The 24,797-nt window shown below is 44.1% G+C and carries 21 protein-coding genes; 8 read left to right on the top strand and 13 right to left on the bottom strand.

Annotated features, from left to right (window positions below):
* Positions 1-50: 50 nt before the first annotated feature.
* Entirely contained in the window at positions 51-530 is a 480-nt protein-coding gene (locus HMPREF1534_RS00495) for a helix-turn-helix domain-containing protein (protein ID WP_005945438.1), read from the bottom strand.
* A gap of 597 nt (positions 531-1,127) precedes the next feature.
* On the opposite strand from HMPREF1534_RS00495, the gene HMPREF1534_RS00500 reads away from it, so the two are divergent.
* Genes HMPREF1534_RS00500 through HMPREF1534_RS00510 form a run of 3 tightly spaced genes read left to right on the top strand, consistent with a single transcriptional unit; the run spans position 1,128 to position 5,559 of the window.
* Positions 1,128-1,901 (top strand): 4Fe-4S binding protein, encoded by a 774-nt coding sequence (locus HMPREF1534_RS00500; RefSeq protein WP_005945435.1) that lies wholly within the window; start codon positions 1,128-1,130, stop codon positions 1,899-1,901.
* A 10-nt stretch (positions 1,902-1,911) separates the two neighbouring features.
* On the top strand, positions 1,912-3,039 hold the full coding sequence (mnmA, locus tag HMPREF1534_RS00505; protein WP_018451873.1) for a tRNA 2-thiouridine(34) synthase MnmA: 1,128 nt from the start codon (positions 1,912-1,914) through the stop codon (positions 3,037-3,039).
* Between the two features lie 3 nt (positions 3,040-3,042).
* Positions 3,043-5,559, top strand: a complete 2,517-nt coding sequence (locus HMPREF1534_RS00510; RefSeq protein ID WP_018451872.1) for a M1 family metallopeptidase — start codon at positions 3,043-3,045, stop codon at positions 5,557-5,559.
* 3 nt (positions 5,560-5,562) lie between these two features.
* Here HMPREF1534_RS00510 and HMPREF1534_RS00515 read toward each other — a convergent pair whose 3' ends face one another.
* Genes HMPREF1534_RS00515 through HMPREF1534_RS00525 form a run of 3 tightly spaced genes read right to left on the bottom strand, consistent with a single transcriptional unit; the run spans position 5,563 to position 7,767 of the window.
* On the bottom strand, positions 5,563-6,600 hold the full coding sequence (locus tag HMPREF1534_RS00515; RefSeq protein ID WP_005945427.1) for a glycoside hydrolase family 18 protein: 1,038 nt from the start codon (positions 6,598-6,600) through the stop codon (positions 5,563-5,565).
* A 15-nt stretch (positions 6,601-6,615) separates the two neighbouring features.
* Positions 6,616-7,218, bottom strand: a complete 603-nt coding sequence (locus HMPREF1534_RS00520; protein ID WP_005945424.1) for an SIS domain-containing protein — start codon at positions 7,216-7,218, stop codon at positions 6,616-6,618.
* A gap of 15 nt (positions 7,219-7,233) precedes the next feature.
* Positions 7,234-7,767 carry an LOG family protein gene (locus tag HMPREF1534_RS00525; protein WP_005945421.1) on the bottom strand — a complete coding sequence of 178 codons (534 nt, stop codon included), beginning with the start codon at positions 7,765-7,767 and terminating at the stop codon, positions 7,234-7,236.
* Positions 7,768-7,871: 104 nt separating this feature from the next.
* Here HMPREF1534_RS00525 and HMPREF1534_RS00530 point away from each other — a divergent pair, with 104 nt between their 5' ends.
* Both HMPREF1534_RS00530 and HMPREF1534_RS00535 read left to right on the top strand, forming a co-directional pair.
* Positions 7,872-9,092, top strand: a complete 1,221-nt coding sequence (locus HMPREF1534_RS00530) for a M16 family metallopeptidase (protein WP_005945418.1) — start codon at positions 7,872-7,874, stop codon at positions 9,090-9,092.
* A gap of 46 nt (positions 9,093-9,138) precedes the next feature.
* Positions 9,139-11,592 (top strand): glycoside hydrolase family 95 protein, encoded by a 2,454-nt coding sequence (locus HMPREF1534_RS00535; RefSeq protein ID WP_005945415.1) that lies wholly within the window; start codon positions 9,139-9,141, stop codon positions 11,590-11,592.
* A 139-nt stretch (positions 11,593-11,731) separates the two neighbouring features.
* Here the strand turns inward: HMPREF1534_RS00535 and uxuA are convergent, their stop codons facing one another.
* From uxuA to dapB, 6 genes are read right to left on the bottom strand one after another with little or no spacing between them, the layout of a single operon-like run.
* Positions 11,732-12,910 carry a mannonate dehydratase gene (uxuA, locus tag HMPREF1534_RS00540; protein WP_005945410.1) on the bottom strand — a complete coding sequence of 393 codons (1,179 nt, stop codon included), beginning with the start codon at positions 12,908-12,910 and terminating at the stop codon, positions 11,732-11,734.
* A 13-nt stretch (positions 12,911-12,923) separates the two neighbouring features.
* Positions 12,924-13,736, bottom strand: coding sequence for an SDR family oxidoreductase (locus HMPREF1534_RS00545; RefSeq protein WP_005945407.1), 813 nt, complete (start codon positions 13,734-13,736; stop codon positions 12,924-12,926).
* A gap of 4 nt (positions 13,737-13,740) precedes the next feature.
* The gene (locus tag HMPREF1534_RS00550; RefSeq protein WP_005945404.1) at positions 13,741-14,391 is read right to left on the bottom strand and encodes a WbqC family protein; all 651 of its coding nucleotides are present in this window, start codon (positions 14,389-14,391) and stop codon (positions 13,741-13,743) included.
* Positions 14,391-15,254, bottom strand: a complete 864-nt coding sequence (gene lepB / locus HMPREF1534_RS00555; protein WP_005945401.1) for a signal peptidase I — start codon at positions 15,252-15,254, stop codon at positions 14,391-14,393. Before lepB ends, HMPREF1534_RS00550 begins: the two co-directional genes overlap by 1 nt.
* Before the next feature lie 35 nt (positions 15,255-15,289).
* Positions 15,290-16,714 carry a S26 family signal peptidase gene (locus HMPREF1534_RS00560; RefSeq protein ID WP_005945398.1) on the bottom strand — a complete coding sequence of 475 codons (1,425 nt, stop codon included), beginning with the start codon at positions 16,712-16,714 and terminating at the stop codon, positions 15,290-15,292.
* A gap of 3 nt (positions 16,715-16,717) precedes the next feature.
* Positions 16,718-17,473, bottom strand: coding sequence for a 4-hydroxy-tetrahydrodipicolinate reductase (dapB, locus tag HMPREF1534_RS00565; protein ID WP_005945395.1), 756 nt, complete (start codon positions 17,471-17,473; stop codon positions 16,718-16,720).
* An 83-nt stretch (positions 17,474-17,556) separates the two neighbouring features.
* Here dapB and HMPREF1534_RS00570 point away from each other — a divergent pair, with 83 nt between their 5' ends.
* Positions 17,557-18,822, top strand: coding sequence for a DUF2851 family protein (locus HMPREF1534_RS00570; protein ID WP_005945393.1), 1,266 nt, complete (start codon positions 17,557-17,559; stop codon positions 18,820-18,822).
* A 140-nt stretch (positions 18,823-18,962) separates the two neighbouring features.
* On the opposite strand, the gene fucO is transcribed toward HMPREF1534_RS00570, so the two are convergent.
* Together fucO and HMPREF1534_RS00580 are read right to left on the bottom strand one after the other, a co-directional pair.
* Entirely contained in the window at positions 18,963-20,117 is a 1,155-nt protein-coding gene (gene fucO / locus HMPREF1534_RS00575; protein WP_005945390.1) for a lactaldehyde reductase, read from the bottom strand.
* A gap of 72 nt (positions 20,118-20,189) precedes the next feature.
* Positions 20,190-21,128 carry a tRNA-dihydrouridine synthase family protein gene (locus HMPREF1534_RS00580; RefSeq protein WP_026231429.1) on the bottom strand — a complete coding sequence of 313 codons (939 nt, stop codon included), beginning with the start codon at positions 21,126-21,128 and terminating at the stop codon, positions 20,190-20,192.
* 56 nt (positions 21,129-21,184) lie between these two features.
* Here HMPREF1534_RS00580 and HMPREF1534_RS00585 point away from each other — a divergent pair, with 56 nt between their 5' ends.
* Together HMPREF1534_RS00585 and dprA are read left to right on the top strand one after the other, a co-directional pair.
* Positions 21,185-21,595: an acyl-CoA thioesterase gene (locus HMPREF1534_RS00585; RefSeq protein WP_005945385.1), complete on the top strand. Its 411-nt coding sequence runs from the start codon at positions 21,185-21,187 to the stop codon at positions 21,593-21,595.
* Complete coding sequence (dprA, locus tag HMPREF1534_RS00590) at positions 21,592-22,707, top strand: DNA-processing protein DprA (protein WP_005945382.1); 1,116 nt, start codon at positions 21,592-21,594, stop codon at positions 22,705-22,707. Before HMPREF1534_RS00585 ends, dprA begins: the two co-directional genes overlap by 4 nt.
* Positions 22,708-22,785: 78 nt before the next feature.
* Here dprA and HMPREF1534_RS00595 read toward each other — a convergent pair whose 3' ends face one another.
* Complete coding sequence (locus HMPREF1534_RS00595) at positions 22,786-24,672, bottom strand: alpha-L-fucosidase (RefSeq protein ID WP_005945379.1); 1,887 nt, start codon at positions 24,670-24,672, stop codon at positions 22,786-22,788.
* Positions 24,673-24,797 lie beyond the last annotated feature (125 nt).

Genomic DNA, 24,797 nt, shown 5'->3' with positions numbered 1-24,797 from the left:
TTTAAATTTATAAATTTAAAAACTCAATTGTTTATTATTAATCAAAGGACTCAATCGTATTTCAAAGGAATTTTGAATGATTTATCGGGGTACCGTGAAGGGACCATGCCAACTTCTTTAGTAAAAGCAGAATAGAAGACACTTCTGGATGTAAATCCACAGAGCTTGACAAGCTCTTCCGGGGTATACTTACCCTTGTCTAATAAGAGTTTTGCATATTTTACACGGCACTTATTTAATAGATGTTTAAAGTTGCATTTAAAGTAATGATTGACGACATTCGACAGGTAGGTAGTATTCGTGCCGACTATTGAACTAAACTTCACCAAAGAAAGCTTTGGATCTAGAAATACTTTTCTTACTTCTAAGTTATACACAATACTTTTATAGATTTCATAATCGACCTTTCTTCTAGAGTTTCCTTCCTCAGACGACACAGTATTCCACTGCTGTTCCACTTCCTTAAACAGCTTATCTTTCTGTAAAGCGGCAGAAAGATCATTGTTCGGTAATCGAAAAAGGGCATCCATCATTTTTTAGTCAGTTTCTATAATAGCCATAATTTCATCGGACAAAAGTACCCATTTTACTCTATTCTGCAACACTTTCCACTAAAAATATTTATAAAACACAGGATTTTTTTAAGAAATAGGAATATTCACATATTTTTTACCTGTAAAAGCGTAGAAAATGCATACTGTCACACATTAAATAAACCGGAAGAAAGGCTATACACATTATTATATATATAAAAGTTGATGCACGTAACCCCCATGTAACATAGGAAGTTCAAACTTGGAGATGACTTTATTGTACCCAAAAAGAACAAAAAAACATTCTTTTAAAATTTCAGAAAAAAGAAGATATATGTCTTCTAACATAACAATCATTCAAATTACCGACTAAAAGTTGCGAAAGCAGCCATTTACCTATTTTTTTGTTCACAGAACAACATCATTTAACAAAATATCGATTTTGTTTACAACTAGTAAGTTATTCTCTAATTTTGACTTATAATAAAAGAATCCTTTATACATAATGCATAGCAACAGTATATCTTGAAAAGGATTATTCATGCTTTTGAACAAAATTCATTATCTTTGTTTCCCAATCAACTAATAATTGCTATGGTAGATACAACGCATATCGTATTCTTTTCGCCTACGCATACATCGGCGAAAATAGCTCGTGCCATCGGAGATGGTATAGGAATGGAACGCAGAATAGAAACAGACCTGACACTTGATGAGAGTATCACACCTATTGAAATTAAGAATGCACTGACTATTATCGCAGTGCCAGTTTATGCCGGCCGAGTGGCACCTATTGCCCTACAGCGAATCCGACGATTAAAAGGAGAAAATGCTCCGGTTGTTTTGGTTGCCGTTTATGGCAACCGGGATTATGAAGATGCATTAGTCGAACTAAGAGATGAGACAACCCGCTTAGGTTTTACACCACTTGCCGCCGGAGCTTTCATCGGGGAACATAGTTACAGCCGCCCCGGAATGCCTGTTGCCGAAGGACGACCGGACGCTAACGACCTGCAAATAGCAGAGCAGTTTGGTAAAGACTGCCTCAAAAAGCTCAAGAACAGTGAGGCTCCTGCCGATTTCTTTATCAAAGGTAACGTTCCTTATCGCTATGTAGCGCCGTCTACCCCGGCCGCTCCTCTATGTACAGAAGAATGTTTTGCCTGTGGCGAGTGCATTGAAATTTGCCCCACACACGCCATTTACCTTAATCAAGAAGGAAAGATAGAAACTGAAATAGCGAAATGCATCAAATGTTGCGCCTGTGTAAAAGAGTGTCCTAACGGAGCACGCATATTTGATACCCCTTATACTCCAATGTTGCACGAGAAATGTGCAGCCCGAAGAGAACCGGAACTGTTTCTTTAAACAACAAACGATGAAAAGTAGAGAACAAAGAGTATTGGTAGGCATGAGTGGCGGGATTGACAGTTCCGCCACCTGCATCATGCTGCAAGAACAAGGATATGAAGTGGTAGGAGTAACAATGCGTACATGGGATGTACCTTCAAAATTCTCCACTCCCGGACAGACAGAACCCGATGATGTGCTCGAAGCCCGGGCATTGGCAGGAAAATTAGGTATAGAACATCATGTAGCCGATGTACGTGAAGAATTTAAAGAAGTTATTGTCAAGCATTTCATTGACGAATATATGAAAGGACGCACTCCTAATCCTTGTGTAATGTGTAACCCGCTTTTCAAAGAACGTATTCTGTGCGAATGGGCAGACCAGACTAATTGTGCCCACATATCTACAGGTCATTATTGCCGTCTGGAAGAACATAACGGACACCTATATATAATAGCAGGAGATGATATGACCAAAGACCAGTCTTATTTCCTGTGGAAACTTCCACAGGAAATTCTGCGCCGTTTCATCTTTCCACTCGGAACATATACCAAGCAAGAAGTACGGGAATATCTTCGTCAAAAAGGTTTTGAAACAAAAGCACAGGGAGGCGAAAGTATGGAAATCTGTTTTATCGAAGGAGACTATCGTGATTTTCTTCGTTCTCAATGCCCGGATATCGATACAAAAATAGGACCCGGATGGTTTGTCGATAATAAAGGGTTAAAAATAGGGCAACACAAAGGCTTTCCTTATTATACTATCGGACAACGAAAAGGACTGGAAATAGCCTTAGGTCGTCCGGCTTATGTATTAAGAATCAATGCAGAGAAAAACACCGTCATGCTGGGAGATGCAGAAGAGCTGAAAACCGAATATATGTTGGTGGAAGACTATCAGATAACCGATATGCAGGAACTGATGCAATGCAAAGATTTAGCTGTCCGCATCCGTTATCGAAGCAAGCCCATCCCTTGCCGTGTAGCTGTTCTTGACGAAAAACACTTGCTGGTGCGTTTCTATTCCGAGGCTTCTGCCATTGCTCCGGGACAGTCTGCCGTATTTTACGATGGACGGAGAGTATTGGGAGGTGCTTTCATTGCATCTCAACGGGGAATCCGTAAAATAGCAGCCGATAACCAAGATAAATTATAAACGATGAAAATACACTACGAAATTATTATTATAATGTGTTGTCTGCTCAATGCCTGCCAGCCGGCTTCCCAAAATCCTCGTATTTATGACTCAGGAATTTCGCAGGAATTGGCAGAACTCAGAAAACAAGAAATCAATGAATTGAAATACGACCTTCGTTTATCTATTCCAAAACAAAAATCAATGCCGGTAGAGGGAGAGATACACGTTCGGTTCCGGCTGAACAAAGCACAAGAGGTTATCCTCGATTTCAGAGAAGAAGCGGATAAGATAAAAGAAGTATCCGCAAACGGACTGCCGACATCTTATGAATTCCGTAACGAACATATTATTCTGCCGAAGAATACAACACAGAAAGGAGAGAACGACATATATATCCGCTTTACTGCCGGCAATCAGTCTCTGAACAGAAACGACGAGTTCCTGTATACCTTGTTAGTACCCGACAGGGCGCGAACCGTTTTTCCGTGTTTTGAGCAACCTAACCTCAAAGCCTCTTTCACACTGCAATTGGACATCCCGTCTGAATGGGTTGCCGTCTCCAACACCTATATTAATAAGGAAGAAGAACGTGAAGGAAGAAAAAGCATTTATTTTGCTCCGACCGAGCCATTAAGCACTTATCTGTTCTCATTTGTTGCCGGAAAGCTGGAAAAACAAGAATATAAGGAAGGAAGCAGAAAGATTTCGGCTTACTATCGGGAAACAGACCCGAAGAAATTAGCACAATTAGATACTATTTTCAAGCAAGTTATGGCTTCCCTCCATTGGCTAGAAGATTATACCGGGGTCTCCTACCCGTTTGCCAAATATGATTTCATCATTCTACCCGGTTTTCAATACGGAGGCATGGAGCATACCGGCGCTACTTTATATAACGACAATCAGATGTTTCTGAGTGAGCATCCTACCCCTGATGAAGAGTTGAGACGTACCGAACTTATTGCACACGAAACAGCTCATATGTGGTTTGGCGACTTAGTTACAATGAACTGGTTTGATGATGTATGGACAAAAGAAGTTTTTGCCAACTACTTCGCCGCCTGCATCAGCGAACCTTTATACCCGGACATTAATCATCAATTGAACCGGATTAAAACATTCACTGCTTCTTCACTTTCGGAAGATCGTACTCCCGGTACGACCTCCATCCGCCAGCCGTTGGACAATTTAAGAAATGCCGGACTGATTTATGGACAAATCATCTATAATAAAGCTCCCGTGATGATGATAAAACTCGTAGAACTGATGGGAGAAGACAAGTTCAGAGAAGGAATCCGGGAATATCTCAACACATATGCCTACAGTAATGCCACATGGAATGATCTGATACGCATTTTGGATAACAAAACGGCAGAAGATTTGGCTGCTTTCAGTGATGTATGGGTAAATCAAAAAGGAATGCCCACTATACGTTTTGCCCAAAAAGACGGGAAACTGCAAATCTGTCAAGAAGACCCTTACCACCGGGGAATCACTTGGCCCCAGCGCTTCCATGTCACTTTATGTGGTGAGCAACGGGATAGTATTCTGGAAGTCAACCTGACCGACAGTTTATGCACATTACCACTGCCTTTCCCCGTCCGCTATATTCTTCCAAACACAGACGGCCGTGGTTATGGTCTGTTCATACCCGACAGTCATACACTACCATGGCTGCTGGCACATTGGCAAGAAACAGCCGATGACACCGCACGAGAAGCCTTGCTTATGCTTCTGTATGAGAATTATCAAGCCAAACATTTCACAGACGAAGAATGGAGCAGCAGTTTGTTAACCGGACTTAGTAAAGAAAAGAATCCTTTAATAGCCTCAACCATTATCGGTTATTTGGGAAATCCTCTCCGCACATTAACATTTGAAAAGAAACAAGAAATGGAAGAAGCAATGTTCCGCCTTAGCGAAACTCACACCATTCCCTCTTGCCGCATCCAGCTTTTACGAAGCTTGATTCAAAACGCTACATCTGACCGAAGCTTACAAAAGCTCTACAGCATTTGGACAAATCAATCCGACAAGCAACTGAATGAAAGAGACTATACAACTTTGGTGTATATTCTCTCACTTCGTATGCCGGAGCAAAGCAAAACACTTCTGACCACCCAGCGTCAACGTCTCAAAAATCCCGACCGTTTACGTGAATTCGACTTTATCTCACGTGCAGTCACCCCCGATACACTGGAACTTGATGCTTTATTCCGGTCTTTAATGTTAGCAGAAAATCGTAGAATAGAGCCTTGGACTGCCACCGTATTAAGTTATCTGAACCATCCGGCCAGAGAAAGTTATTCGATAAAATATATCCGCCCGGCATTGGAAGCTTTGTTGGATGTACAACGTACCGGAGATATTTTCTTCCCCAAAAACTGGGTAAATGCATTGCTCTCCCAGCATCGGAGTCCTGAAGCGTATCGTGAAGTGGAAGCATTCTTTGCTGCACACCCCGACTATCCGGTCTTGCTGAAAAACAAGATTCTCCAAGCGGCTTATCCGCTTTACAGAGCTAATAGACAAAAATAAGAATCAAGGAAGTTGCATAACCCCGCGATAAACAGCGTGTCGTAAAGTGCCCATTTCATCGTCGCTATCATAATCCCAGTACATAGCTCCCAGCATACCCTGCCGGTGCAGAAAGCGACATTTAAGCTCGATGGATTGGGCATTTTCATAATTCACGACGACTGTTCCTTTGGAATTAACCAAATAAGGAACTTGTGCCACACTATCCCAGCGACTATACAGACTGTCGATAGATATGATATGGCGATAATCCAAAGACTCAGGCGCCTCGTTGGTTCCATGTCCATAGAAAGGAATCCCCAATACCAGACGCTGTACCGGAAAACCACCGGCAATATGCCCGGCCACTGCCTTCTCACACGACCATTCCTCCGTCATGTCCGAACAATGCAAGGCAGCATGATGAAAAGGCGCCTCTTCCATATCATAGGCCATAATATTTACATAATCCACATACGGTTCGATAGCTCTAAAATCATAATAACGCCCGGTGGCAGCAGTAGCTATCGTCAGAAGTTTGTCCTTCCCGACAGCCTGCCGGACATCACGCATCAAAAGAGTAAAATTCTCCTTATCGGCAGAAGAAAAAGATATGCCGGCCGTTCCACTACCCGGATACTCCCAGTCAATATCAATACCATCCAATCCAAATTTATCAATCACTCTTCTGCAATCGGCAGCAAAAGCAGTACGAGTACTGTCATTGGCCGCCATTTCACTGAAACGGCTACTACCCCAGCCTCCCACAGACAATAAGACCTTTAAAGAAGGTTTTTCCTTTTTCAAACCCACTATCATCTGCAGGCGAGGCTCGTTATCTATCCGTATTCCCTTGTTATCATCCGCCACATGCCCAAAAGCATAATTGATATGAGTCAGGCACGATGTTTCGGGAGTACTTACTCCCCATGAAGTAACATAAGCCAACACCACATACCGAGATTCATTTCCCGGCATACCGGTATCTGCCGACTTCTTCTTATTCAGACAAGAAGCCAATAATACAACCAGCAGCAGAGATAACAGCCTGAATATTTTCATCCCAAAGGAGATTGATTATTTACTCAACTCGCGCGAACGTTCTCCCAAATATCCTCCATGATGACGTTTGCTATATTCCTCAATGGTAAAACCGGTACGTTTCATGGTTTCCACTACCAGGATATCTCCAATCACCGTCATCACGGTAGTAGAAGTGGTGGGAGTCATACCCAATGCACAGACTTCATCGGGATGTCCGGTGCATAAACAAATATCAGACTCACGAGCCAACGGACTATCCGCATTTCCCGTTATAACAATATATTTCAGCGTTGGGTTCAACGTATGAGCCAATTGTGTGAGTTCCACTATTTCGCGGGTCTTACCGGAATTAGAAATCAACAACAACAAATCATTCTCCTGCAATATGCCCAAGTCTCCGTGTTGTGCTTCGCTGGGATGCAGAAATACTGCCGGAATGCCGGTCGAACAAAATGTGGTAGCAATATTCATGGCTATCTGTCCGGCTTTTCCCATTCCGGTAGTCACCAGTTTACCCCTTTTGTTATGTACTTGCTCAACAATCAGAGCTACAGCCTTCTCATAAGCATCCGAAACCGGAATATTTAATACGGCTTCCGCCTCTTTCTTCAACAATTCGTGTATAGATGTCATCATAAGTAACAGAGATATTTATTTTAATAGTTCGGTTAGTTCTTCCCGGTTATCCGCCACGGCATAATAACTGTTCAGCGGATGATGTGCAAAATGCTGCGTTTCCAGTCCTTTCAGAAATTCCACAATGCCATTCCAGAATCCATTGATATTGTAAAATATGACTTTTTTATGGTGATAATCCAATGTGGCTGCAGCCATCACATGAAATATTTCGTCCAAAGTACCCACTCCGCCCGGCAGTGCCACCACTACATCCGCTTCGTGCAACATAACATCTTTGCGGTCGCTCAGATTGTCTGTACGAAAGGTAACATCCAGCAAATCGCTCACCCTTCCGCGTTCTTCCAATTTGGTAGGAACCACGCCCATCACCATACTTCCGTTTTCTTTGGCAGCACGGGCAACACATTCCATCAAGCCGATATTGGCTCCGCCATATATCAAGGTCTTTCCGTTTTGTCCCATCCAAGTTCCCAGTTCACGCGCTTTATCGAAGTAAACAGGGTCTATATTATCAGACGCAGAACAAAAAATAGCAATCTTATCCATTCTCTTGAATTCTGTTATTGAATACAAATATCTGCATTTTTTGAAGAACAACAATAACTTTTGTTGTATTTTTGTCCACCGAAACAGAATTGAACTAAAAAACAATGTCCTATAATACTTTCACTTTGTCAAACGGGCTGCGTATTATTCATGCACCCAACCTCTCTAAAGTAGCCTATTGCGGTTTTGCGGTAGATGCCGGAACACGTGATGAATATGAACAAGAGCAAGGAATGGCGCATTTTGTAGAACACCTTATCTTTAAAGGTACAGAGAAAAGACACGCCTGGCATATACTGAACCGTATGGAAAATGTGGGCGGAGACCTCAATGCCTATACCAATAAAGAAGAAACAGTAATTTACAGCGCTTTTCTGGCAGAACACTTTCCGCGTGCAGTAGAACTGCTGGCAGATATTGTGTTCCACAGTACTTTCCCCCAACATGAGATAGACAAGGAAGTAGAAGTGATTATCGATGAAATCCAAAGTTATGAAGATAGTCCTTCCGAACTTATCTTTGATGACTTTGAAGAACTGATATTCCCCAATCACCCCTTAGGAAGAAATATTCTGGGAAAACCGGAACTCTTGAGACAATTTACCAGCCGAAATGCGTTGGAGTTTACAGCACGCTTCTACAAAACAACCAACATGGTCTTTTTTGTGCAAGGCAATATCGATTTCAAGAAGGTAATCCGGACAGTAGAAAAAGCTGTAAGCGATATATCGCTGAGCGAAACAAACCGTCAGCGTATCGCTCCCTTTACCTATATTCCACAGACACTGACCATCAACAAAGACACCCACCAGGCACATGTCATGATAGGCAGCCGGGGATATCATGCATACGATGAAAAACGAACCGGACTCTATCTGCTCAATAATATATTGGGAGGACCCGGCATGAACAGCCGCCTGAACCTGGCACTCCGTGAACGCCGCGGACTGGTATATAATGTAGAGGCCAACCTGACTTCTTATACCGATACGGGTGTATTCTGCATCTATTTCGGAACTGACACAGAAGACGTGGACCATTGCATCCGACTGGTACACAAAGAACTGAAAAAGCTACGTGACAATAAACTGACCGGTGCCCAACTGACTGCCGCCAAGAAACAGATTATCGGACAAATCGGTGTGGCAAGTGACAACTTTGAAAACAATGCACTCGATATGGGAAAAGCATTTCTGCATTACGGCAAATTTGAAGGTCCGGGAGAAGTCTTTAAACGTATAGAAGCCCTGACTGCAGAGCAATTACTGGAAATAGCCAATGAAATGTTTGCCGAAGAATACCTTTCTACACTTGTATACTCATAGAAAATCGTATCTTTGCAAAATAAAACCCAACTAATATCATAATGACATGAAAAAGCTTCATTTATGCCTTATCAGTACTTTACTGGCTGCCTCTATGCATGCACAAAGTATTGATTACACAAAAGGGCTGAGCATTTGGTTTGACAAGCCCAATAATCTGGACGGACGTGCTTCTTGGTATGCCCCGACTGCCGACAAATCATGGGAAAGTAACTCTTTGCCAATCGGGAACGGAAGTCTGGGAGGAAATATATTGGGCTCGGTAGCTGCCGAGCGTATTACACTGAATGAAAAGACTCTATGGCGCGGTGGTCCGAACACAGAGAAAGGAGCTGACTATTATTGGAATGTCAACAAGGAATCAGCTCACCTATTGCCTGAAATACGACAAGCATTTGTTGAAGGGAATCAAAAAAAAGCAGAAGAGCTTACCCGCCGCAATTTCAACGGACTGGCAGATTACGAACCCAGCCGCGAAACTCCGTTCCGTTTCGGTTCTTACACCAGTTTGGGAGAAGCATACATTGAAACAGGACTGAGCGAGATAGGCATGACAAACTACAAACGCGCCCTCTCTCTGGATTCCGCTCTCGCTGTTGTAAGCTTCCGTAAAGACGGTGTAAACTATGAGCGTAAATATTTTGCATCCTACCCCGACAGTGTTATGGTTATTAAGTTTACAGCCGACAAACCGGGTATGCAGAATCTTGTATTCAGTTACGGAGCAAACCCCGAAGCAACAGGCACCATAAAAGCGGACGGAAATAACAGCCTGCTTTATACCGGACGTTTGAAAAACAATCAAATGAAGTTTGCCCTTCGCATCCGTGCCATCCATAAAGGAGGAAACCTGACTGCCACTGACGGGAAACTCATTGCACAAGGAGCAGATGAAGTCATTTTTCTCTTAACAGCTGACACCGACTACAAATTGAACTTTGACCCGGACTTTAAAGACCCGAAAACATACGTAGGTGCAGACCCGGAACAGACCACTCTTGCCATGATGAATACTGCCGCCGGCAAAAGCTATAATGAGTTGTGCGAACGCCACAAGGCTGACTATACTAACCTGTTTAACCGGGTAAAACTGACACTAAACCCTCATGCCCCCATGACGTTACAGTATCCGGCAGTTACCGATCTGCCCACCTACCAACGTCTGGCCCGTTACCGTAAAGGCAATCCCGACTATAAACTGGAAGAAATTTATTATCAGTTCGGCCGTTACCTGCTGATAGCCAGTTCCCGTCCCGGCAACCTTCCCGCCAACCTTCAGGGTATGTGGGCCAATGGTGTGGACGGTCCATGGCACGTGGATTACCATAACAATATCAATATCCAGATGAACTATTGGCCTGTCTGTTCCACTAATCTAGGCGAATGTGCATGGCCATTAATCGATTTTATCCGTACATTGGTAAAACCGGGAGAAAAAACAGCCCGGGCATACTTCGGTGCACGTGGCTGGACAGCATCCATCTCCGGCAATATCTTCGGATTTACTTCTCCGCTGACAGACGAAGATATGTCATGGAATTTCAATCCCATGGCAGGACCATGGCTAGCTACTCACATATGGGATTACTATGACTACACACGCGACAAAAAATTCCTGAAAGAAACAGGGTATGACCTGATTAAAAGCAGTGCCAACTTTGCCGTAGACTACCTGTGGCATCGCCCTGACGGTACTTACACAGCCGCCCCATCCACCTCTCCCGAACACGGACCGGTAGATCAGGGAGCCACCTTCGTACATGCCGTCATTCGCGAAATTCTGTTGGACGCCATCGATGCCAGCAAAGTATTGGGAGTAGACGCTAAAGAACGTAAACAGTGGCAACACGTATTGGACAATCTGGTTCCCTATCAAGTGGGTCGTTACGGTCAACTCATGGAGTGGTCGGTAGATATTGATGACCCCAAAGACGAACACCGCCATGTAAACCATCTGTTCGGCCTGCATCCGGGACATACAGTCTCTCCTGTCACGACTCCCGAATTGGCACAAGCCGCCAAAGTAGTATTGGAACACAGAGGTGACGGCGCGACCGGTTGGAGCATGGGATGGAAATTAAACCAATGGGCACGTCTGCAAGACGGGAACCATGCATACAAGCTCTTCGGCAACTTACTGAAAAACGGAACAATGAATAACTTATGGGACACTCACCCACCCTTCCAAATTGACGGTAACTTTGGAGGCACGGCAGGCATTACCGAAATGTTGCTGCAGAGCCATATGGGATTCATTCAGTTATTGCCCGCACTTCCCGACGCTTGGAAAAACGGTGCTGTAGAAGGATTATGTGCAAAAGGTAATTTTGAAGTCGACATAACATGGGAAAACGGTAGCCTGAAAGAAGCCACTATCCTGTCTAAAGCAGGTGCTCCCTGCCATGTGAGATACGGCGACAAGACGCTTACCTTCAAGACCTCAAAAGGCAAAACTTACAAGATTGCAATGGAAAACGGAGAGTTAAAAACCCTCCGTTAAACCCTCATTCCACACGTACGTACGTGTGAGCTCACGCGGACGTACGTGCAGGCTTACACGAACGTATGTATAAGCCCACGCGGACGTATGTATAATTCCATGCATACGTCCGCGTTTTTAATACCTGGAAACAGACCGTTTATTTGCCCTCTTCCATACTCATGGCAATCCCCTTTTCCAGTCCGCGAAGCTCGGAAAGACCGCGCATACGACCCAGGCAGGAATATCCCGGATTAGTCTTTTTCTTTAAATCATCTATCATCTGATGACCATGATCCGGGCGCATCGGAATAGACACACCACGTCGCTGTTGCAATAACAACAGGTTTTTCATCACATGATACATATCCACATCACCCTCCAAGTGGTTGGCCTCATAGAAATTTCCTTCCGCGTCACGCTGAGTACTGCGGAAATGCACAAAGTTGATACGGTCACCCCAACGTGTCATCATTCCTGCCAAATCATTGCGTGCAGACACACCCAATGAGCCCGTACACAGACACAGGCCGTTAGACGGATTAGGAGCTGCTTCAACCAACTTCTCAAAATCCTCTTCCGTGCTCATGATACGAGGCAAGCCAAGAATCGGCTGTGGCGGATCATCCGGGTGGATAACCAATTTCACTCCGACCTCATCTGCCACCGGACAAATCTCTTTCAGGAAGAAAATAAGGTTCTTGCGAAGCTTTTCCGCATCAATATCTTTATAACGGTCTAACTCTTGCTGGAACTGCTCCAATGTAAAGCTCTCTTCAGATCCCGGCAAACCGGCAATCATATTCCGGGTTAAACGATGGATTTCTTCCGCATCCATTTGGGCAAAACGAGCCTTAGCCTTTTCCCTTTCCTCTGTCGAATATTCTTTCTCTGCACCGGGACGCTTCAAAATAAACAAATCAAAAGCCACAAACGCAGCCCGTTCAAACCGCAAAGCCTTCGAGCCGTCGGGCAAAGTATAAGCAAGATCGGTGCGTGTCCAGTCGAGTACCGGCATGAAATTATAAGTAACAACCATAATGCCGCATTCTGCCAGATTACGTAAACTCTGTTTATAGTTCTCTATATACTTCAGATAGTCTCCTGTCTGAGTTTTAATATACTCGTGTACGGGCACGCTCTCAACGACACTCCAAGTCAGCCCCACCTCTTCTATCATTTTTTTGCGCTTCATGATTTCCTCTACCGTCCACACTTCCCCATTGGGAATATGATGCAAGGCAGTAACAATACCGGTTGCACCGGTCTGTTTGATGTCCCATAAAGATACAGGATCATTCGGGCCGTACCAGCGCCATGTTTGTTCACATAGTATCATAACCAATCAAATATTACATTGCAAAAATATTAAATCCGCCGTCTACTACTGCCACCGTACCGGTTACAAAAGACGAAGCTTCACTAATCAAATATTGTATTGTTCCACACAACTCTTCCGCACGACCGAAGCGTTTAAACGGAGTCTGGCGAATCACATCATTTCCACGCTCTGTGTAGCTTCCGTCTTCGTTAGTCAGCAAAGCACGGTTCTGTTCGGTCAGGAAGAAACCCGGAGCAATGGCATTGACACGAATACCTTCACCGAATTTTGTTGCCACCTCATGCGCCATGAATGCAGTAAAATTGGAAATACCCGCCTTGGCAGCCGCATAACCGCACACACGAGTCATCGGACGAAAGGCAGCCATAGATGAGAAGTTTACGATAGCACCTTTTTTCTGTTCCACCATCGGTTTCAAAAATACCTGAGTGGGCAGTACTGTACCTGTCAGATTCAGGTTCAGCACTTTCTGAAACTCATCCACCTTCAAATCAAAGAAAGTACCTGTAGGAGCAATAGTTGCCCCCGGCATATTTCCTCCGGCAGCATTCAACAGCGCATCCACACGGCCATACTTAGCCAAAATATCTTCCAGATTTTGTTGCAAGACAGCCTCATCCAGCACATTAGTCACCAGGAACATGGCTTCCCCACCTTTTGCTTTGATATTTTCCACAATGGCATTGCCCACTTCTGCCTTACGGCCCAGAATCACTACCTTTGCTCCTTCAGCAGCCAAGTGCGCAGCGATGGCCTTCCCTAATACACCTGTTCCACCGGTGATAACTACCACCTGATCTTTTACACTAAATAAATTATTCATGATATTATAAGTTTAATGGTTCTATACTATCTCGCAAAACGAGTAAACTCTCCGGCCCCATATTAAATAAAAGGTCGGCTATACTCAAATTCGGCAAAAAGCCGTGTTTTTCTTTAAACACCTGATAGTAAGGCTTAGGGATAAAGGCAGTATCTGCCACACGATAATCACGTTTAGGATGGATAACTTCACGAAAATCATCCTCTCCGGCAGCAAATTCGGTACGATAGCCGGCCGTTCCTTCCATCTGGGGTTCGATATCAATTAAACGGCATATCAAACTACATAATTCCTGATTGAAATCCCATAAAAAAGGATATTTCTTCTCATAAAACACACGGAAGTCGTCGGCATAATAATCAAAGAAAGGACTATGCTTATAAGCGGCTACCAAAGCATGCCAATGTATATGCCGCCAGTTACCGTGATCAGAGATACGGACATCTTTCATCAGACATTTATTACTGTCACTCTTTTCAGTAGGAATAGTCAATGCCAACGGACCATCGGCTGCTGCAATCACACAACGATTACGGTAAGTCTGTTTCACATAGTTGTCATAACGCTCCACATACACCTTATCGTATGCAAACAATTTGGTATAATATTCTACCGGAGCTAAATAGGCAGAGCCTACATATATTATTTTCTCCATTATTGTACTCGTTCAAAAAAGCGTCCTTTCCGTGAGGAAAACCAGATGCGCCAGGCCTTGCCTATCAAATGATCATCGGGTACCAGCCCGAAAAGACGCGAGTCACATAGATTTATCGGATTATTGGATGCCATCCAATAATAATTCTTCTCGAATGTATAAGCCGAAACCGGCTTGTCCTCCACCAGCAGAGTATCTCCTTTGACAGAAGCCCGCTTTCCCTCATGGCGCATAATAGTATTACACAGCAAAGTCACATTCCACGGATATACCTTTACCGATCTGCCTTTGGCCGGAATCACAAACGGATGACTCTTGCTCACCTCCTTCTGATACAAGGGAAGCAGACTCACTTTTCCTGCCAGCTTCTGCTCAAGTAAATAATACTCATAGTGACTGAAACTGCGGATATACCTTTCATCCATATACCCTACCAGCTGATTTCCTGTAATACCCAATTGCTGCATAGCCAGCAACACAGTATCTTCTGCCGTATGCGGATATACATAAAGAGACTTGCTGTCGGGGCTGAGCACATGCTCGTCCGTCAGCAATAACTCCTCATTCAACATTAATGTATCTCCCGGAATACCGACACAACGGCTGATAAACAACTCGCGGTTACCAACCATTGTCTGCAAAGAGCGCGGGCTGGGATTATTGAATAACACGATATCCCCTTTCCCGACCGGTTTTTCCAACCATCGCCAAGTGGAAAAAGGCACACGAAACCCGTAACTCCATTTATTCACCAAAACCCTCTCGCCCTGATAGAGGCTGTTTTCCATGCCGGTAGAAGGAATGGTGCAGGAGGTGAAAGCGAATGTCTTTATCAGCAGCACCAAAACGACTGCCGTAAGCATTGCCTTTATCCATATTGAGACACGGGGAATGTGCACTATTTAATATTATCTACAAAAGAGAACAATCTGTTCCAGCGTATCTTGCCGTCCAGCCAACCGCGGTCGGGGTCAAGAGACAACCAGATAAAGATAGGTTTTCCCACCACATGATCCTCGGGCACAAATCCCCAGAAACGGGAATCGGCGGAGTTATGACGATTATCACCCATCATCCAGTAATAGTTCATCTTGAATGTATATTCGTTTGTTTCCTTTCCGTTGATGTAAATCTTTCCATCTTTCACTTTCAGGTCATTGCCCTCGTATGCATGGATGGGACGTTCATAAACCGGCAGATTATCCAATGTCAGTCGGATTGTCTCACCCTTCTTCGGAATCCACAAAGGACCATAATTATCGGTAGTCCAACCGGTCAGTTTATTCAGCGGATACAGGCCTCCCGCATCATCACCCGGAACATTCTCGATACCGGCCACTATATCCTTACGTGCCAATAAACCGGCTTTTGCCTTCTCTGTCAAAGGAATATTATAAGCCGAAGCCTCCGGATAATAATAAGCCAAATCCTCGTGGCTGATACCCAACTCGTGTGCCAAATCATCCGGTATGGCTTTATGCACCTTCACCAGATAGCGATATTGCACGTTATCAGGTTCTTTATTTGCCTTCCCATCCAAATAGACAACACGGTCTTTTATTTCAAGCGTTTGTCCGGGAAGTCCCACACACCGCTTTACATAGTTCTCGCGACGGTCTACGGGGCGGGCAATCACTTCGCCATAAGTACCGGCATTCTCATCGATATATTTACGGCCTGCCTGATAATAATAATCAAACACCATCCGCTGCTGTTCGGGAGTCATTCCGGTCATATCCACCGGTTTAGTCAGTTCTTTACCGGCCTGATAGCTCACACGATAAATATCATCATTGGGCACATTTGCCATCACCGTATCTCCGGCAGGGAAATTAAACACCACAATATCATTCAACTGCACATCCCCCAGACCTTTTACACGCTTATAGTCCCATTGCGGAAATTCCAAATAAGACTTGCAATTGAAAACAGGCAATGTATGCTGTGCCAACGGCATGTGCAACGGAGTCTGCGGTACGCGGGGACCATAACTCAACTTGCTGACAAACAGATAATCACCCACCAGTAATGACTTTTCCAGTGAAGAAGAAGGAATCACATAATTCTGGAAGAAATACAAATTCACGAAGTAAACTGCCACCAAAGCAAAAACGATAGCATCTACCCACCCCATCACGGTCACCACAGTGGGGTTCTTTGACTTTCTCCACCAGGTCCAAGGAATCTTCTTCGTAATATATGCATCGAAGATAAACGGCACTACCACCAGTCCCAGCCAGCTTTTCAGCCAAACGAGAAACACCAGCCAAAGTACCAATACAATGACAAACTTAATCCATTGTGCACGTGTTGCTTTTATCATATTCTAAAATTGAAATAAATCATTCATACCTAAAAATCCTTCGTGCTGAGCCGTATATTCGGCAGCCAAAACTGCACCCAAAGCAAATCCTTTACGATTCTTTGCATCATGGGTAATCGAAATACTGTCTGCCTCCGAATCATAACGAATAGTATGAATACCCGGCACTTCACCTTCGCGAACAGAGCTGACGGGAAGCTCATCAGGAGCATAAACCGTATTGCCCGACACGCTGCCATCCGGTGCCACCAAAGTTCCCTTCACCCATTTATCCTTGCGGTCGATATTCTCCAAAATACCTTCTGCAAGAGTAATCGCTGTTCCGCTCGGTGCATCCACCTTATGAATGTGGTGCGTTTCCACCATAGAGACATCATAAGCCGGGAAGTTGTTCATAATTTTAGCCAAATACTTGTTGACAGCCGAGAAAATAGCTACTCCCAGACTAAAATTGGACGACCAGAACAAAGTCTTTCCTCCCTCGGTACAAAGCCTTTTCACCTCTTCACCGTGGCGATCCATCCATCCGGTACTGCCCGATACCAACTTCACCCCGGCTGCAAAAGTCTTCATATAATTATCGTATGCCACTGTAGGATTAGTGAACTCAATAGCCACATCCGCCGATTTGAAAGCTTCGGAGTTAAAATCTTCCTGATTATTAATATCTATAATACTCACAATCTCATGTCCGCGGGCAATGGCAATCTTTTCGATTTCCTTACCCATCTTTCCGTATCCAATTAATGCTATTTTCATTGTATGTCTATATATTTTTGCTACAAAGATAGCTTTTTTCACTGTAAACCATTACATTTGCCTAACATTTACACCTCATTAACATGGAACAACTACTACATTACATTTGGAAACACAAGATATTTCCGCTTCAGGAACTAAAAACCACAACTGGCCAAAAGGTTGAAATCATAGATACGGGACTGGCAAACACAAATGCCGGTCCCGATTTTTTTAATGCAAAAGTCAAACTGAACGGCATTTTATGGATAGGCAATGTGGAGATACATGAACATTCTTCGGATTGGTTAAAACACGGACACCATACAGATGCGACATACGACTCCGTTATTCTGCATATTACATCAGATGCGGATATTGATGTGCACCGTACCAATGGCGATCCTATTCCTCAATTGATACTCACCTGCCCCGACTATGTTTGCCGGAACTATCACGAACTGGTTGAAACAGAAAGCTATCCGCCTTGCTACCGCATCATCCCCACCCTTTCCATTTTTACGATACACTCCTGGATGTCTGCCCTACAACTGGAACGTTTCGAACAGAAAGCCTCGCAACTATCGGAACGGCTCAAACGTTGCAACAGCAATTGGGAAGATGCCTTTTTCATTACTTTGGCACGCAATTTCGGCTTTGGCCTCAACGGAGATGCTTTTGAGACTTGGGCAAACCGGATTCCTTTACGGGCAGTAGACAAGCATCGGGATGAGTTATTTCAAATAGAGGCCTTTTTCTTCGGACAGGCAGGACTGCTTCAAGGAACGGCCGGCGATGAGTATTATTTACGTTTGAAAAAGGAATACGAATACCTTTCGCATAAATTCGGACTCACCCCGATGGATGTTTCTCAATGGCGCTTCCTGCGTCTGCGCCCCACCAATTTCCCCCATATACGAATAGCACAACTGGCAGTGCTGTATCACCGCTCTTACGGACTGCTTTCGCGCATCATGGAAGCGGAAACAGTAACCAAAGTGCATGAAATCCTAAAAGGAGGTACTTCAGCATATTGGGTAAATCACTATACTTTCGAACACCCTTCGCCTTCCCGACCAAAAACATTAAGTAATTCTTCTCTTGACTTACTTATAATCAATACAGTAGCAACTTTTCTATACAGTTACGGAGTACACAAAGGAAAAGAAGAGTATTGTGCACGTGCCGGTGCTTTTCTAGAGGAACTGAAGGCAGAATATAACTATATTACCCGCATGTGGGAACAATGTGGAATAAAAGCAGCCAATGCATCAGATAGTCAGGCACTGATACAACTAAAAAAGGAATATTGTGACAAAAAGAAATGCCTGTATTGCAGGATTGGATATGAGTATCTGAAAAGAAACTAAAGGTAATGCTCCTATCCCGATATGAATGATAAAAGAAGATTTAATCAAATAAGGAAAAAGAAAAGCATAAAAAGAGAGGACATCCTCACAAGATGCCCCTCTTAAATTATTCCATAAAACAACAACTGCCGAAACCGCCTTTAGAAGGCCTTCTTATACAATTCCAGAATTATTTCTTCCGTCACCTCACGCGGATTGCCCGGAGTACAAACATCTGCAATGGCAGAAGCAGCCAAACGAGGCAAATCTTCTTCTTTTATACCGAGTTCCGACAAGTGTTGGGGGATGCCGACCTTGACAGACAGAGTCTTGACTGCATCAACAGCTGCTTTTGCAGCCTCTTCCCGGCTCATTCCATCTTTATAAACATTCATTGCTTTCGCAATATCGACATATTTAGGCAAAGCAGCCGGAGCATTGAATTCCATGATAACAGGCAATAACAAGGCATTTGCCACACCATGAGGAATATCGAAAATAGCACCCAACGGATGAGCCATGCCATGCACAACACCCAAACCGACATTCGAGAACGCCATACCTGCAATGTATTGCGCTACCGCCATGCCGTTACGCGCCTCAGCATTCGTGGGGTCGGACACGGCTGTTTCCAAATGACGGGCAATCATTTCGATTGCTTTAATCTCAAACATATCACTCATTTCCCATGCACCTTTAGTTATCAAGCCTTCGATGGCGTGAGTCAGAGCATCCAGTCCGGTAGAAGCTGTTAATCCTTTAGGCAGCGTATACATCAGCTCTGCATCGACTATGGCGATGGCAGGAATATCATTGGGGTCAACGCATACCATCTTTTTATGATTCTCTTCATCTGTAATGACATAGTTGATAGTCACCTCGGCAGCAGTACCGGCCGTGGTGGGCAGTGCAATGATAGGAACCGACTTCTTTTTAGTAGGAGCCACGCCTTCCAGCGAAACAACATCGCTGAATTCAGGATTGTTAGTAATGATACCGATCGCCTTGGAAGTATCGATGGACGAACCGCCACCGATGGCCAGAATAAAATCTGCACCCGATTTGGCAAATGCCTCCACTCCCGCTTTCACATTGGCGACAGTAGGATTCGGTTTGATTTCACTGAATATTTCGTATGGAATGCCTGCCTTCTCCAATACCTTCAATACCTTGTCGGCAACACCGAATTTCAGCAAATCCTTGTCTGTAGATACAAATGCTTTGTGCAAACCAAGACGGTTAATCTCTTGTGGCAACACTTCACGCGCGCCCGGTCCGAAATAAGACACTTCGTTCAATACAAATCTGTTAATCATAGTTTTTTTATTAAGTTGATATGCTACAAAAGTAGTACAAATTCCCGATAAACTGACTTTTCGAAAGAATTCTTATAGTATGTTTTTAGACATCAAAGCAATGCCGACTGCTTCAAGATACTTATCTACATGAGAAGCCTTCAGAATAGCCTTCTTCAGCTTTTTATCCATATCGGGCAAAAGATATTCCCAATAAGGCTTTATTTTGCTCAAAAGTTGTGTACCCCCTTGCAGGTAAGACTCGTAATGGTAAAACAGACGGTTATGGAAAACATTTACCTTGGCATATAATTCTTCACGCGGAAGAACAATGCCTTCCCGATATTCCATGGCAAGCGCAGGATTGGCTAACAAACCGCGCCCTATCATCACTCCATCCAAGTCGGGATACTCCTCTTCGATTCGCCGGATATCATCCGGTGTATGCAAATCACCGTTATAAACCAGCGGATGCTGGCACATCTCAGCAAACAGTCTCAGTTCTTTCTTATATACCATACCTTTATATTGCTGCCGACCTATGCGCGGATGCAATATAATCCGTGTAAGAGGTACCGCATTCAGCAACGGAAGCACCTGTCTCCACTCATCATAATATTCCCATCCAAGCCTCATCTTGACTGAGAATTTCATTTCAGGATAATGTGCCAGCTCATTCAGAAGCACTTTAACCTCTGACGGATAAGGCAAAATACCGGAGCCCTTGTGCCGCATGGTAAGCAGCGGAAACGGACAACCCATGTTGATGTCCGCTTCACGATATCCGCGTTCCAAAAACAAACCGACCAGCTTTTCCAACTCTGCCGGCGTAGAAGCTATCAACTGCGGAATCAAACAAGTCACCTTGTTGTTTTCCTTTTCAATGTCTCGGATATCCTTGTTTCGGAACTCCCCTTTCTCTACGCGTACAAAAGGGGTGTAATAAGCGTCAATGCCACCGAATAGCTCATGGTGGATATTGCGCCACGGGGCTTCAGTGAAGCCCTGTAACGGGGAAGCATACAGTTTCATCATATCTTTATTCTTGTTTCACTGCAAAGAAACATAATTTTCCTTACCTTTGCTATATGGAAAAGTATATTTATGAATTAAAAATGAAGGTACGCGACTATGAATGCGACCTGCAGGGAATTGTGAATAATGCCAATTACCAACATTATCTGGAACATACCCGCCACGAGTTCCTCACTTCGGTAGGTATCAGCTTTGCCAAACTGCACGAAGAAGGAGTGGATCCGGTAGTGGCTCGCCTCACCATGGCTTTCAAAACCCCACTGAAGAGTGGAGACGAGTTCGTATCTAAACTCTACCTTAAGAAGGAAGGCATCAAGTATGTATTCTACCAAGACATTTTCCGCCTACCCGACATGAAGGTAGCCATCAAAGCAACCGTAGAATCGGTTTGTGTAGTAAACGGCAGATTGGGTGACAGTGCTCTGTTTGACGAGACTTTCGCACCCTATCTGAACAAACAATGAAAGACGAACAACTATATTCCATAGCCCTGACCCGCATTCCGGGCCTGGGGCTAATCGGCATCCATAAATTGGTCGACGCATTGGGAAGTGCCACTGCCGTATTCCGCAACCGGAAAGACCTTTGCGAACTGGTTCCCGGTATTTCTCCCAAACAGATAAAAGCTTTGGATTGTCCTGAAGCGTTCCGTCGTGCCGAAGAAGAGCTTCTTTTTACCGAAACGAACCGCATCCGTTGTCTGACACTGACCGATGAGGACTATCCTTCACGGCTGCGTGAATGTGATGACGCTCCCCTTGTGCTCTACTATCGGGGAAACGCTGATCTGAATGCTTTGAAAATAATCAATATCGTGGGTACACGCCATGCCACTGCCTACGGTCAGGATATCTGTATCCGATTCTTGGAAGAATTAGCCGCAATGCTCCCGGAAGTACTTGTCGTCAGCGGATTGGCCTACGGCATAGATATTCATGCTCACCGCGCTGCATTGGCAAACCACCTCAATACAATTGGAGTATTGGCACATGGTCTGGACCGCATTTATCCTTCTGCTCATCGTAAAACGGCAATAGAAATGCTGGAACAGGGAGGACTGTTAACTGAGTTTATGAGTGGGACAAACCCCGACCGACAGAACTTTGTCAGGCGAAACCGCATCGTGGCAGGGATGAGCGATGCCACTATTGTTGTTGAGTCTGCCGACAAAGGAGGCGCACTGATTACAGCCGGCGTTGCCGGAAGTTATCATCGGGATTGTTTCGCCTTTCCCGGACGGATAAATGATGAATTCTCCGCCGGATGCAACCAACTGATAAAAAGCAATCAGGCTGCCCTAATCTTATCAGCCAAAGATTTTGTAGAAACCATGGGATGGAGTGAAGATAAAGAAAAAACATCATCCACACCCCGGCAACGAGAACTGTTTCCCGACTTAAGCGAAGAAGAAGAAAAGGTGGTAGGGTTATTGAAAAGCAGACCCGACGGGTTGCAAATCAACACATTGGTGGTAGATACCAATATTCCTGTCAACCGAATGAGCGCCCTGCTCTTTGAACTAGAGATGAAAGGGGTACTACGGGTACTTGCCGGAGGAATATACCGTTTATTATAGCATAATCACCGCAGAGGCAGAAGTTTTTCTTCCCCCCCTGCGGTGTTACTGTCTTCCATCAACAATTAAAGAACAATCTTATCTGATACCAATCTCTGCAAATCCCATTGTCTCGCCTTCATTCACCATCTTCACTGCTTTCAGCATTACATAACGCGCCTTTACAGGGGTGAAATAAACCGATTGCAATATCGGATTATGCTTGATATTAGAGAACTCGCCTTTAGTTACCACATTATTTATTGCATTGGCATCCGTACCTACAGATATCTCATAACCGGAAATTAAACCTTTATTATATTCACTTTGGTCGGGCAGATAATGGAAAGAAGCAACAGTCTGTTCCTCTCCCAAGTCAACAACTACCGTGTTACCATCTACAAAACACGTTGTAGTATCATCCTTATCTGCACACTTCTTAGCTTCCGACTCATCTACGCCGACTAATGTAAAAGGATAGCTCTTTATATCCGCAACTGTATTGTCAAACGATACATCAGCAGTCTCTCCGGCATAATAGGCTTCTACATTATTAATACAGAGACAAGCACGGGCATCCGTAAAGTTCACACGAAGCTTATCGGTTGTTACAGTCTCAAAACGGAGCAAACGTTTATATCCCACTGTTGTCGTTTCTTCATTCAACTTCACCGGCAACCATTGACCATCCTTATTATATTCCACAACAAAAGATTTCACACGCTGTCCCAAAGGAATATATTCTTGCAGCATCATGCGGTTCACCTTCTCCTGTTGCGGCAAATCAAACTCTACGGTTGCCGACACCACACCATCATTGGTAGCCCAATAAGTATCGTAATCATTATCCGTCATGGCCTTAGCTGTATATTTCCCTCCTCTCTCGTCAGAAACCTCAGCAACGACACCCGACAAAAGATTATGTGCCAATTGCTTCTGAATATTTTTATGGAAATCCACTGCATTAGCAGAGTCAACCGGATGAATCAATCCATTTCTGTCTACCGGAAAATTCAACAGCAAAGTTGCATTGTGACCCACACTGCGATAGTAGAGGTCTGTCAGCTGTTCTACTGTCTTCACACGATTATCTTCCTCCGGATGATAGAACCATCCCGGACGAATGGAAACATCACACTCTGCTGCCACCCATTGATTACCGTCAGCATGACCGTATTGCAATTCTCTATATTTAGGATAACCGGGATAAACCTCTCCGGCACGCAAGAATGACCAGTTAGTGGCTCCTGCAAATCCGTTCTCGTTTCCCACCCAACGGCAACCGGGACCTCCATCGGAGAAGACAACTGCCTGAGGCTGATATTTATCAATCATTTCATAAGCGCGGTCATACTGATAATAAGTCTTCCGGTCGATAGTACGTGAATCTTTCGCACCACCATACCAACCATCACCGCCATTGGCTCCGTCAAACCAAATTTCAAACACCGCACCATAATTAGTCAACAGTTCATGCAGTTGTTTATAGAAATAGTCCACATATTCCGGTGTGCCATAAATAGCCTGATTTCTATCCCATGGAGAAAGATAAACAGCGAATTTAATGCCATACTTTTTACATGCCTCCGACAACTCACGGACAATATCCCCTTTCCCATCTTTATAAGGAGTATTCCGAATACAATATTCAGTCAGTCCCGTCGGCCACAGGCAAAAACCGTCATGATGTTTGGCTGTAAGAATTACCCCTTTCATACCGGCAGCAACAAAAGTCTTCACCCACTGTTCGCAATCCAGCTTCGCAGGATTAAATGTTTTCGGATCAGAATCACCATATCCCCACTCACGGTCATTAAAAGTATTCAGACCGAAATGCACAAAAGCGTATGTTTCCATCTTTTGCCATTCCACTTGTTTGGCTTCGGGTATCGGAAGAATAGGTTCGGGAGCTTTTACAACCGGCTCACAAGCACAAAGCAAGCTCAAGGCTGCACCAACACAAAAAAGATTAGCGTGTTTTTTCATAAAATTATAAATTAGTTAGCATATAATAATGCAAAGATAAACTTTTTTGGAGAAAAGAGAAGATTAAAAAAGAAAAGGAACAACGCCTTGCCCCCTTCCCGTTAATCTAAATTCAACACTTATTA

Origin of the sequence: Phocaeicola massiliensis B84634 = Timone 84634 = DSM 17679 = JCM 13223 (assembly GCF_000382445.1) — a bacterium.
Lineage (GTDB): Bacteria > Bacteroidota > Bacteroidia > Bacteroidales > Bacteroidaceae > Phocaeicola > Phocaeicola massiliensis.
This window is presented reverse-complemented; position numbering and strand designations above follow the sequence as displayed.